This window comes from Amycolatopsis albidoflavus, assembly GCF_039525725.1.
In the GTDB taxonomy this organism is placed as follows: Bacteria; Actinomycetota; Actinomycetes; order Mycobacteriales; family Pseudonocardiaceae; genus Amycolatopsis; species Amycolatopsis albidoflava.
This window is the reverse complement of the sequence record NZ_BAAAHV010000012.1, coordinates 1-11,776: the sequence shown is the minus strand read 5'-3', so window position 1 is coordinate 11,776 and position 11,776 is coordinate 1. Positions and strand designations below refer to the sequence as shown.

The window sequence follows — 11,776 nt, the reverse complement described above, 5'->3', positions numbered from 1 at the left end:
CTCCCTTGTTTCCGTCAGTCTGACCAATGCTGAACACTGTGTCTATTAACGGTCGCGGTGTCAACAGTTCGCTACACTCGCGCCCATGCCCACGACTGACCGACGGACCCGCCGCACCCGAGGCCTGCTCCGCGACGCGCTGGTGTCGCTGGTGCTCGAACGCGGATACGCCAACGTGACGGTGGAGGACATCACCGAACGGGCCGACCTGGGCCGCGCGACGTTCTACAGCCACTACCCGGACAAGGACGCGCTGCTGCGGCACGTCGTCACCGAACTCCAGGAGGACCTGGACGAACGGCTGCGCCCGCTGGTCCCGGCGTCCGAGGTGGGCTTCACCGGCAAACCGGCGCTGGAACTGTTCCGGCACGCCCGCGAGAACCGCGACCTCTACCTGCTCATCTTGCGCGGCGAAGGCGACGGCCGGGCACTGCGGCAGTTCACCGACGCGCGGACGGACGCGGTGCGCGCGGTGTTCACGTCCCGGGCCGACCACCACGAGGTCACCCCGCGCATCGACCTGGGCGTGCTGGCGAGGGCGTGGGTCGGCGAACAACTCGCCGTGCTGCGGTGGTGGCTCGAAACGGACCCCGCGCCGATGTCGGCGGAAGAGGCGACCGGGATGCTGCAGAACCTGTCGCTGCGCGGGCGTTATTGGGCCAACGGCTTCGAGGGCGATCCGCCGGATCCCGCTCCTACCGGGCCGGAGTCCCCATAGCGGCCCATCGCCGGGCGAGTTCTTGGCACGCGGCAACGAGTTCAGGTGGACGGACGTCGGTCATTTCGGCATCGAAAGTGGCGAGGATGCCCGCGATCCCGGCCCAGGACCAGGCCCCGAGCGTGAGCCGGCAGTGGTCGGCGTCGAGGTCTTCCGCCACCGAGCCGCCCGGAGCCCAGCGCGCCACGACGGCCGCTGGCAGGTTGAGCCGGGCGGATCCGGTGCACTCCCACTCCGCGGGGGTGTCTCCGCGATCGTGGGTGCTCATCACGAACCGCGCGAGATCGTCGACAGGCAGCGCGCGGGCCGGGAACCGCTGTGTGGTCGGGCGAACCTTCAGCCGGTCGACCCGCCGCACTCGCCATTTCCGGTCCGTGCGGTCGTAAGCGGCCAGATACCACCGGGCAGCCCAGACAACCAGGTGATGCGGCTCGATCCGGTGCGCGGCCTCGAAGTCGGCGTCGCCGGGTTCGGCGCGGGTGCCGTCCGGACGCAGGATCTCGGCGACGAGCACCTGCCGGTGCCGCACCGCGGTTCCGACAGCGGTGAGCGCCGCCGGATCGATCGGCGGTCCGGGGAATTCCCAGTAGTTCCGCAGCCGGGTCAGGCGCAGGGATTCCATCGACGCCCGCAGCGCGGGAGGCATGACCTGATGCAGCGTCGCCAGGGCGCGCGAAGCGTCGTCGCCGAGACCGAACATCGTGCTGGGCGCGGTCTGCAACGCCACCGCGACCGCCAGAGCCTGATCGTGGTCAAACAGCAACGGCGGCAACGTGTTTCCGGCACCGAGCCGATAGCCGCCGTCCGGACCGTGCACGGTGGCGATCGAGTAGTCGAGCCCGCGCAGGGTCTCGATGTCGCGGCGGACAGTGCGTTCGCTGGCTTCGAGCCGCTTGGCAAGTTCGCGCAGCGGCCACACCCGTCCTGACCCCAGCAGCGACAGCAGCCGGAGCGCCCGGTGGGAAGTATTCGCCATCGCCTTATCATGTACTGGCCACTCGATGTCCACTACCCCGGGCAAGGTCGGTTCCGTTCCAGAAAGAGCGGAAGGACAGTCAGGCATGCGGGTAGTGGTAGTCGGCGGCGGAATCGGCGGTCTCGCGTTGGGCGCGGGATTGCGCAGCCGGGGATTCGAGGTGACGGTGTTCGACCGCGACACCGACGTGACAGCGACCGGCGGTTACCACATCACCTTGGACGACCGGGCACAGTCGGCGCTGGCCGAACTGGTGGAACCGAAGATCATGCGACGATTGCTGGCCTCGGCTTCGGCACTGCGGCTCCGCGAACGCGACGCGTTCTGGGACCGCCGCGGCCGGCTCCTCGGACACGGCCCGGATCTGCGCGGCAGCGGCAGCGTGGACGTCGACCGGATCACCTTGCGCACCCTGCTGGCCGAAGCCGTCGGAGACGACCTGCACCTGGGGCGGACCGTGTCCGGTGTCAGCTCGGACGGCCCCCGAGTCCTCTTCTCCGACGGCGCACCGGTCTCGGCGGACCTGGTGGTCGGCGCGGACGGCGCCCACTCGGTAGTCGCCCGCCACCTGGCAGGCGGCCCGACCAACCGTCCCGCAGGCGTCATCGGCTTCTCCGGCCGCACCCTCCGCCGGGACCTCAGCCTGCCGGAACAGGAACGCTTGCGCTCGCGCTCCGGCATCGCGATCGCTCCGCACGGTGCCGCGCTGTATATCGGTTTCCTAGACCCTGTCGGCAATGCCGCCCTCGACGCGCCCGAGTTGCGGATGTCCGTCACCACCGGCCCCACCTACATCTGGGGCGCGATGCTCCCCGAATCTGCCGCAACCGACGCTTTGCGCGCTCTGCGAGGCGGCGAACTCCAGACCGCGATCCTGGAGACGTTCCGCAACCGCCGCTGGGCCGAGCGCACTCTGGGGGTCATCGCCAAAGCCGCCCCGGACAGCGTCGCCGCCTTCCGCTTCAACGCCGCCTCCACCCGTGCGGCCGACCTAGCTCCCTGGCCCACCGGCCGGATCACCGCCCTCGGCGACGCCGTCCACGCCACGCCGCCCACCGCCGGAATGGGCGCAGGCGCAGCGATTCGCGACGCCGCCAGCCTGGTCAAGCACCTGTCCGAAACCGACAGCACCACCGCCGTCGCACGGTTCGAAGCCGAAATGCGCGAACGCGGCAGCGAGGTCCTGACTCTGGCGTTGAAGACGGTCAAATGGATCCTCGCCACCGACACCCCGCTCGGCGCCGCAGCCACCGCCGTGCTAACGCCGATCCTGGCCACAGCCGCCCGACTGCGCCGCTGAGGGCCTATCAGCCCTGCGCCTCACGGAGGAGACGCACCGCCTTCGGACCGACGCCGTGCAACGCCAGCAGCTCGGCGTCGGTCCACTCGGCGGTCTGCGCCAAGGTCGTGATCCCCGCACCGTGCAACGCCCGGGTGGCCGGACTCCCGATCGCCTTGGGCAAGTCTCCGACCTCCCCCGCCACCGCCGTCCCCGCGGCGGCCACCGGAGCCGCCAACCGCTTCGGCGCGCGGGCCAGCCACGCCCGGCGCACCCAGTGATTGAGCTGCTGCCCGTTGATGTCCCCGATCGGCAACCGCACCCCAGCCCGCGCGACCCGGCGCGCGGTCGGGTGTTCCCCGCGCATCTCGTCCACATCGGACGCAGTCATCCGGAGCACGACCTGCCGGTCCGGTCGCAAGGCAGCGAACTCCTTGCCCTGCACCGTGAACGCGACCGTGCCGTCAACGTCGAGCTCGGCCGTCTCCGGGTAGGACAGGGCGGTTCTGCGGAGCTGCGCCGGTGTCGTCATGACCCCCAGGCTGGCACGACTGCGCCGCCGAGGCCATTTCGACACTCCTCAGACGGTCTCGGCCCCGAGAAAGTCGAACACCGCTTCCCGCAGCTCGACCCCCACCAACGCCCCCCGGTGGTCCCCCACGACCTGCCGCAACCGCGCGCCCGGCACCCGCGCCACCAGCTGCTCGATCCCGTGCGCCATGAAGTCCTGCCGCCCAGCGAGGAACAACGTCGGCACCCGCGGAACCCCCGCCCCCGGGTCGAACGGCTCGCTGGCCAACCCCTCGACGAGATTCAGCAACGACGCCGAGTCCCCCGCCGCCGCCATGGCCGTGATCGCCCCGGTCAACGGATCATCCGGCGACGGTCCACCTTGGACAGCCGCTCGGGCAGCCCCGAGATCCACGGTCGCGAACGGCTCCTGCGGACTCAAACCGCCGAGCACCAACCGCCGCACGGAAACCTTGGGATGCGAAGCAAGATCCCACGCGAGCCGCGCCCCGAGCGAGTACCCGACGACGTCGACGTCCTCCGCGCCAGCACATTCCGCCAGCGCGTCGACCACCCGAGCCGCGGTGGCCTCCGCGGCCGCGCCGACCTTGGGCCCGCCAGGATGCCCCGGCAGATGCACCACGATCGTCTCCCGTCCCGCGGCCGCCAGCGGATCGGCCCAGTACTCCGCAGGCCAATCGGACGTCGCCGACGACGCGAACCCATGAATCAGCACCACCGGGGGTCCTGTGACAGGACGACTGGAGAGCGTGCGAGTGACCGGAAACGCGGAAGTCATTCTCCAAGCGTAGACAAAAACCAGGACCCGGTCCAGAGTTCCGTGAGGACCAGCCGGCGTTGAACCAACCCCATGACTTCGAGAGCCCTTCACGGACCATCCACCGCCACTGGCGCACCGCACTCAATGCCAACTTCAGACCGAGGAACCTCAGTTGATCTCGAAGTTCTTACAGGTCAGCGCACTGGACGAGCTCGAAAGTCGCCGCATCCGTCCGGCCGCTGTCTCGCAAGGCAGCCATCAGCGGAGGCAACAGCCCGCTAAGTCGAGTTTTCCGGGGATATACCCCCAGCGCCAGGCCTCTCACGCCTCGCGACCACCAGTACTGGCAATACGAACCACAACTACCAGGTGCCGAGAGCCCGGTTCAACTGGCCCCTGACCGAGCACCACCCGATGGCCCGCATGAACCCACCCCGCATCCCGGCCAAGCCACTCCCGATCATCCCGGTCGAGTTCGCCAAGCAGGTTCTCCGGCAGTTCCACAGCCGCAGCGACGAAGCGATCATCGAGGCGGTCCGCGGCGACGCCCATTGGTTCGACGCCGACCGGATCGTCATGGAGATCATGGACTGGCGGAACCCGCCCAGCCGCAACCGGCGCTTCTGGTACATCCAGATCACCGCCTCGGAGGAAGCGTGGGTCGATGTCCGCGACTGGGACCGATGCCTGACCCGCAACGACATCCCAACGGGGATACCTCCCTGATCGTCAGCCCAGTCGGCGGGCCACCACGTTCCAGTGCCAGTGGAGCGGTACCCGATCGCTGGACGACCCGTCAAAATCGACGCTAAATCGACCCTGCTTACGGGTAGAAAAAGGCCAGGCCATCGACTCGAACCAAGAACCCTCCGGTTAACAGCTTTTTGCACATTCGAGTCGATGTCAGTCGATCCAGCTGGAAGGTTTCCAAAAGTTTACGCCCTGATTCGCCCTCGATCGACCTCAGTTTGCGCTAAAAATCGACAGTAAATCGCCCCTAGTTCGAATGGCGGCTTCCGTTGCTCCACCGAACGGCGGAGAGACGGGCAAGCCAGCGAAGACGGCAACGTCTCATCTTCACCGGCTCCTGCCACCACTGGCGACGTCGCTCTGGCCGCAGCCGCACCTCGCGAATCTCGGCGGAATCATCGGTGCCACGGCATCGACTAGGCTTGCCCGAAGTTCGCCAACTGCGGAGCCCGTCGTGTGCGGCCCCACCTCGCGGCACCGCCCGGATCGCGTGCCATTCGCCACGTTGCCTACCAACACCTGGCCAAGGCCGCCTGGCCGGCACGCTCGGCGGGCTGCTGCTCGGCGAGCACGACCGGGCCACCGGCGATCTGGTCTACATCGGCGACGTCGGCACCGACGGCTCCGACGCCGCGCGCCGATCTCGCGCAGCGCCTCGCCTCCCGGGAACATGCCGGCTGCCGATTGCGACATCGGCAAGCCTCACGCACCTACCACTCGCCGCCCGGCTGAAGGGACCTTCCCCGGAACGTCCTGTCATGCCGCAGCTCGCGCATAGTTAGGTCGTCGCTTCTCAAGCCAGTGGCAGTGGCCAGCCAACCATCACCCTCAACCGGCTCCCTGAATCCACGACGCCCTGTACGACCGGACCCGGGTCGAGGCCGGCCGTGACCCGATGCCCACCGCCGCGATCATCGACGCCCAGATGATCGACTGCTTCCGCCCTTCCGACCAGACTGTCCGGAACAACGAGGCCTGGGGCGCCGGCTGGGCGACAACCCGGCGAACCCGCATTTCCCGGCCGATCGGGATCCGTTCCGGACAGGACCTACGCCGACGCGAAGTTTGGCCCAGATCGGAATCGCGGTCCGGCGACTGTCAGGAAGGCGATGTCCCGATCGCCCCGATGTACCGGCGAAGCGCCCACTCATAGCGCAGCAGCCTCTGGTCGTCGGACACATCCAGGAGATGGTTCGCCAACTCCGCGACACCAGCGGCCGCGTTCCCCAGATCGACCAGAGTCAGCGCCGTGAACACGGCAGCGGCGCCATCCAGGCGGTGTTCCTGCCGCACGACCCGAAGCACGGCGAGCGCCTCGTCGTGCCGGCCCAGGTTCCGCAGCGTGCTGGCATACTGCACCCTCCCGCCGCGACGATCGTCATCCGGCAGCGCTGACCAGTCACACCGCTCGTACTCCTCCGCCGCACCGGCCTCCAAGCCGGAGTAGTCCAGCGCGCAAGCGAGCGCGTACTGGGTCCGCGGGTCCTCCGGGTGTTCGGAACGGAGAGCCTGGAAGTACTCGAGCGTCACCGGGTAGTCATCGCGCCGAGCGGACGTCCAGCCGTCCTTGATCGCCAGTGCTACGAGATCGAGCAAAGTGGACTCCCGCCGTTTTCGTTGTCACCCATCGCCGAGTTCACCGGTCGTCGCCAAGATCCAGCAGTGCGACGGATCTGTTCCAGCGTAACCAGGAGTCGCGGTTCTCGTCGGCATCTCGCTCCAGGTCCAGTCGCTCCACGACGCGCGCGTCCGCGGCCGAATCATCCGGCCTGAAGGAACGAATCACCAAGGCCACCACCACGATCGGCGAACTCACCGACTTCCAGACCAAGGCTCTCGCGGGCTCGCCGCCCAGCATGAGGAGATCATCAGGCTACGCAGAGCACTGAACACTCCAGTCATCGTGATTCCGCTGCGGAACCAGCCCGCAGCGGAATCACGTTGAGGATCGTCGGCCACGGCCACGGCCACGGCCACCAGCCAACGGGACTCGGGATCACTGCAAAGACAGCCGAGTCATCACTCGATCCCGCAGGAGTTCGTACTGTTCACGGCAACGTCGGGGCGCATCCGGGGGCCGCACGACCACCTCGCCACCGACGATGACCTGCTCCGGACGAAACTGCTCACGAGTCAGGTCCAGGTCGAGTCCAAGGCCGAACCGGTTCCAATAGTGGCATTCGACCTTGCGGCCATCGACATGGACCTCGGCAAGCACCAGGTCACCCCCGAAGAGATCCTGGACGACGAGGGCCGTCACCCCGCACTGGCCCCGGGCGGGATTGTCCGGACGCCACTCATCCACGTCGGGCAGATCACAGGTCTCTGCACTCCAGCTCGCGCGCACAGCGCGCTCAACGTCAGTAAAGCTCAATGCGGACATGGCCGAGATGGTGCCAGCAACCACCGACAATCCCGTCGCACGCGGCCGTCCGCGACCGAAGACATCAATACTCAGCGAACGCGACGTCTGCCGGCTCCGGAACCGAGAATCGCATCACGGCACAGCACCTCGGTCACAGAGACGCCAGTCGCCGGACTGGCACGCGAATCGCCACATCGAACCAGCGGCACACGACGTCGGACACAAGGCATGCCCTCGTCACCACCATGCGCTACGACCGTGCCCGCACCAACCTCGACCGGCACCCGAACTACGTGCTGGCCGCCTACACGGCCACCGGCACCTGACGGCCCGTCCTGCCGATGACCGGCCGTGTAAATCTGGGTTGATCGCCAAGGGCCATGAGGCTGGGCCCGGCGCGCCGACCGGCGTTACCCGGCAGCCGCGGACCCGAGCGACTCGGCACCCCGCCGGGCGATCTCCGCTGGCGGCACATCCTCTTGCTGGTGCAGGAGGACCCAGACATGCCCGAACGGGTCCCGCAGCATGACCGTCCTGGCCCCGTAGAACATGTCGGTCGGCGGCTGAAGCAACTCCGCCCCGGCGTCGGCGGCTCGCGCACCCAGCGCATCCACGTTCTCGACGAAAATGTGCAGGCCCACCGTCGAGCCGCCCAGCTGGCCCGGAGCCTTGAACAAGCCCTCCGCGTCGCCCACCATGACGACCGAGCCCTCAATGATGATCTCGGCGTGCATGATGCGCCCATCCGGGCGAGCAATGCGGAACAGTTCCTCAGCACCGAACGCCTGGGCGTAGAACTGGATCGCCGCAGCAGCTCCGTCAACCATGACATGCGCAATCGCCGCGTTTCGGTAGCGGTCGGGCGTTGCTCGCGCGGCCATCTGACCATCCCTTCGACGAAGTCGATGTAGTGACGACCGCGAAGTTAGAACTTCAACCGCGCTTAAAGTCAAGGATGGTCGTGACGCACACAAGGGAAGCAACTCCCTTGTGTGCTGATATCCTGCGAGAATCGGGACGCGATACCGGTGACGAATCTGGTGAATGGGTTGGCGTTCGGGCCGGGTCAGCCGAGCCGACTTCGCCGCCGATGCGGACGGTGATCCATTGACCTCTAGCAAACTGGAACAACGCTCAGTCCCGTGAAGCCGACATCGAGGCGATCACGCAGCTGACCGCCGACTTCCAGCACGTCTACGAGCATCACCTCGTAGACGAGTACATGAGTCTTTTCAAGCCCGACGCGATCGCCACGATGGCCGGCGGCAAAGGTCTTGGCCGCGACGATCCGACAGGTCTGTCGCCACCGCATGCTTGAGGCAAAGATCAGCGGCGAACAGCTCCGATTCTCCCTGATTCCTCCCGCGCAGCAGCCACCCGCCGGTCCGGTCGGCTACGCAGCCGAAACCCGCTGCGGCACTGGCAAATACGCTACGACCGGCACCGCAAAGGGATGCCGCCGTCACGCGCTGGTCGAGACAGCCGGCATCGGGCTCAGAGTGCCCGGCCAGACTTCGCGGCGGGTTCGCGCTTGCAGTGCATCGCATGCTGGCGAAACCGTCCTGGCCGCTCACGACTACTGCCAACTCGCCATGCACGTAGAGAAGCCGCTCGTGGTCGCGCTTTCTTGCGCGAGCGTCGACCGGACGACGCTCAACGCGAGCACCGTCGAGAGCGGAATCGAGTCCTGCCGGGCTCAGCGCTTGCACCCGGCCCAGCCTTGTAAGGAGACCCGACCCTTGAACGGATCAGTGCAGACTCCCCTCCCTCCGACCGGAATCGACGGCAGCTACAGCCAGTCGTGCCTTTTGTGCTTGCACGGCACGGACACCGGCCTGGCATTCGGCCCGGCGGAGGCGGAATGGGCACTCGCCTGACTCGGCGCGATGGGGCTTCCCGACGACCAGGCACGCCAGCTCGTCTCCGCGGTCAGCGGCTCCGCCAACGACACCGTTCCTACGACCGAGATCACCATCGGCGTCCGGGTCTGCCGCAGTTGCTTCTCCCCCACTGACCTGGCTGCAACCGGCTGCACGATTGGTGTCTTCCCCGACGTGCCGGCCTACCGGCCACCTCGCTGACCAGTCGCTCCTTCGACCGGCTTGAACACGCGGCCACCGAAGCCCAAACCTCCCCGAGCCCCCGCACCACGACCGCGCGACCGCGTGCCCACGTCGCTCCATCGCCCACCGATCGACAGCGCCAACCTGATCAGCTGATCGCCGCCGTGCCCAATCAGGTCGTTTCCCGATCGAGGGAATCGATCCGCGCGGATGGCGCGGGGTCGATGCCGTCGAACACGAACAGAGCGTCCTGCCACGCGTTGCGGACGTCGTCCGGTTTCCCTGCTCCGCAATGATGCGCCCGAAATCGTCGAGAGTCTCCGCACAGTGGACGTCGACATGCGCGGCGCCGCAGTGGCGGGCGGCGCGCCCGGGACCGTTCCGCAACAACTATCGGCCCTGCCGCGGGCTGGCTGTACCGCGGACCGAGCGCGACGGTGCCAGCCAGACAAGGGAACTCCGCGCACGGACCTGATGTCGGTGTGCATCGCAGACGAATCCTTGCCACAGCGAGGACGGGGTGCGGCACCGACACCAGGCAGCGGAGGACTGCACTGCTGCACGCGCCACGCAGCAGTGCACGGCGGCAGCCATGCTCATCTCCTTCTCCGCGTTCCGTGTCGCTCGCCGGGCAACCGCGTCCTCCGGAAACAGCGAAGCCGGCTCGAATCCGCAGAGGGCCATGCCCGCCGGTTCTCCCGGCGACCCCAGCCTCGCTCGGGCCGGCACCGCGTCAGCGCGGAGACGATTTTGCTGGTCCGATGCGACCGTGGTTGTTCGTCGGGAGCGAACGCACCCGCGTGGCGGCGAACTCTGTCGAATCGTGCGCGGGTGCGCGAACAGCCATCACACGATCGGTTGACGTGAACCGACGCCTAGACGACGTCGTCCGGAACATCGATCTGCGCTGGTCGGCACCTCCGGGGCTCCCCTGTCCTCAGGCGCCTAGACATCGGATCGCGCTGCGGAGTGGAGCAGGCTGCCGCCGGTACGCTCGCCCGCCGTGTCCATTTCGTTCCCCGCGGAGGTGCGCGGCGGCGCCGACTGTCCCGTTGTGTTGCGGGACTACCAGGCCGACGCTGTCGCGAGCGTGACGGCGCTCGCGGCGGCGTCCGGCCGTGCGCGGTTGCTGATGTTCTGCGCCACCGGCAAGACACTCGTGGCTCTGTGCTCCGCGGTGCGGATCGCGCCGCCGGACGGGGTCGTCGTGGTGTTGGTGCCGACCCTGGATCTTCTGTCCCAGACACTGGCCGTCTGGGCGTCGGCGGGAGTGGACCACGAGGCGACCGCGGTGTGCGGCGATCCCGACATCGGCGAAAGCTGGACGCATCCGGACGATCTTCCGTGCCCGGTCAGCCGCGACCCCGAGGTGGCTGCGCGGTGGCTGGCACGCCCGTCGCGCGGGTTGAAACTGGTGCTGGCGACGCATTTCTCCGCCGATCGGGTGGCGTGCGCGCTGCTCCGATCGGGTGTGAGCGCGGACGTGACGGTCGTGGACGAGGCCCATTGGACGGCGGGCCGCGCAGACAAGGCGATCGCCGTCGTCCACGACGAGGCCAGGTTCCCGAGCAGGTTCCGGCTGTACGCGACCGCGACGCCGAAAGTCGTCGTCGCGCGTCCCGGCGGCGAACTCGAGTCGGTGTCGATGGCCGACCCGGCCGTGTACGGTCCGGTCGCCTACGACTATCCCGCGTCGCGGGCGATCGCCGAAGGCTGGGTGGACGACTACCGGGTCGCGGTCATCGGCGTTCCCCGCTCCGAGGCGACGTCCTTGCTCCGCAACGGCAGGCACGGCGGACGGGCGACCGGGCACGAAGGAGCCGGCCTGCACCGCGCGGTCGTGCAGGCCGCCCTCGCCAAGGCGGCGACCACGTGGGGCCTGCGCCGGGTGCTGGTGTTCACCGGGCGCGTCGCCGACGCCGCGTCCTTCGCGCAGACCCTGCCCCAGGCGGTCGCCGCGCTGCCGCCTGAGAACCGCCCGCCGGGGCGGCTGACCGCCTCCCACGTCTCGGGCGTGATGCCGGGCGGGCAGCGCCGCGCAGCCCTGGCCGATCTGCGCGACCCGCCGGACGCGGGCTGGACGGTGCTCGCGAACGCCCGCTGCCTCGCCGAAGGCGTCGACGTCCCGGCGATCGACGGGGTCGTGCTCACCGTACGCACCAAAAGCAGCGCCGGAGTCCTGCAAGCCGTCGGGCGCGCTCTGCGGCCCCACCCCGACGGCCGCGGCTCCTCGCTGGTCCTCGTCCCGCTCCTGCTGCCCGACGACGGCGCGATCCCCGACCTCGTCGAAACCTCCGGCTGGTCCACCATGCTGCAGACCCTGCGCAAGGCCGA

The 11,776-nt window shown here is 68.4% G+C and carries 13 protein-coding genes; 5 read left to right on the top strand and 8 right to left on the bottom strand.

Annotated elements, in window-relative coordinates; genetic code table 11:
• Positions 1-85: 85 nt before the first annotated feature.
• Entirely contained in the window at positions 86-718 is a 633-nt protein-coding gene (locus ABD156_RS18495) for a TetR/AcrR family transcriptional regulator (RefSeq protein ID WP_344274578.1), read from the top strand.
• On the opposite strand, the gene ABD156_RS18490 is transcribed toward ABD156_RS18495, so the two are convergent.
• Positions 696-1,694: a helix-turn-helix transcriptional regulator gene (locus ABD156_RS18490; protein WP_344274576.1), complete on the bottom strand. Its 999-nt coding sequence runs from the start codon at positions 1,692-1,694 to the stop codon at positions 696-698. The genes ABD156_RS18495 and ABD156_RS18490 overlap by 23 nt on opposite strands.
• Before the next feature lie 85 nt (positions 1,695-1,779).
• Here ABD156_RS18490 and ABD156_RS18485 point away from each other — a divergent pair, with 85 nt between their 5' ends.
• Positions 1,780-2,994 (top strand): FAD-dependent oxidoreductase, encoded by a 1,215-nt coding sequence (locus tag ABD156_RS18485; protein ID WP_344274573.1) that lies wholly within the window; start codon positions 1,780-1,782, stop codon positions 2,992-2,994.
• A gap of 7 nt (positions 2,995-3,001) precedes the next feature.
• Here the strand turns inward: ABD156_RS18485 and ABD156_RS18480 are convergent, their stop codons facing one another.
• A complete protein-coding gene (locus tag ABD156_RS18480) occupies positions 3,002-3,505 on the bottom strand; it encodes a hypothetical protein (RefSeq protein ID WP_344274570.1) in 504 nt (167 codons plus the stop codon).
• Between the two features lie 48 nt (positions 3,506-3,553).
• Positions 3,554-4,222 (bottom strand): alpha/beta fold hydrolase, encoded by a 669-nt coding sequence (locus ABD156_RS18475; protein ID WP_344274567.1) that lies wholly within the window; start codon positions 4,220-4,222, stop codon positions 3,554-3,556.
• Between the two features lie 465 nt (positions 4,223-4,687).
• Here ABD156_RS18475 and ABD156_RS18470 point away from each other — a divergent pair, with 465 nt between their 5' ends.
• Positions 4,688-4,990 (top strand): hypothetical protein, encoded by a 303-nt coding sequence (locus ABD156_RS18470; protein ID WP_344274564.1) that lies wholly within the window; start codon positions 4,688-4,690, stop codon positions 4,988-4,990.
• Between the two features lie 1,122 nt (positions 4,991-6,112).
• Here the strand turns inward: ABD156_RS18470 and ABD156_RS18465 are convergent.
• The 5 genes from ABD156_RS18465 to ABD156_RS18445 form a co-directional block, all read right to left on the bottom strand.
• Positions 6,113-6,610, bottom strand: coding sequence for a tetratricopeptide repeat protein (locus tag ABD156_RS18465; protein WP_344274561.1), 498 nt, complete (start codon positions 6,608-6,610; stop codon positions 6,113-6,115).
• Between the two features lie 40 nt (positions 6,611-6,650).
• Complete coding sequence (locus ABD156_RS18460; protein ID WP_344274559.1) at positions 6,651-6,872, bottom strand: hypothetical protein; 222 nt, start codon at positions 6,870-6,872, stop codon at positions 6,651-6,653.
• 138 nt (positions 6,873-7,010) lie between these two features.
• Complete coding sequence (locus tag ABD156_RS18455) at positions 7,011-7,397, bottom strand: YunG family protein (RefSeq protein WP_344274556.1); 387 nt, start codon at positions 7,395-7,397, stop codon at positions 7,011-7,013.
• A gap of 392 nt (positions 7,398-7,789) precedes the next feature.
• Positions 7,790-8,260, bottom strand: coding sequence for a VOC family protein (locus tag ABD156_RS18450; RefSeq protein WP_344274553.1), 471 nt, complete (start codon positions 8,258-8,260; stop codon positions 7,790-7,792).
• Between the two features lie 233 nt (positions 8,261-8,493).
• The gene (locus tag ABD156_RS18445) at positions 8,494-8,691 is read right to left on the bottom strand and encodes a hypothetical protein (RefSeq protein ID WP_344274550.1); all 198 of its coding nucleotides are present in this window, start codon (positions 8,689-8,691) and stop codon (positions 8,494-8,496) included.
• A 574-nt stretch (positions 8,692-9,265) separates the two neighbouring features.
• Between ABD156_RS18445 and ABD156_RS18440 the strand changes: the two genes are divergently transcribed.
• Both ABD156_RS18440 and ABD156_RS18435 read left to right on the top strand, forming a co-directional pair.
• Positions 9,266-9,460, top strand: a complete 195-nt coding sequence (locus tag ABD156_RS18440; RefSeq protein WP_344274547.1) for a hypothetical protein — start codon at positions 9,266-9,268, stop codon at positions 9,458-9,460.
• A 985-nt stretch (positions 9,461-10,445) separates the two neighbouring features.
• Positions 10,446-11,776, top strand: a 1,331-nt coding sequence (locus tag ABD156_RS18435) for a DEAD/DEAH box helicase family protein (RefSeq protein WP_344274543.1), incomplete at its 3' end; no start/stop codon positions are given.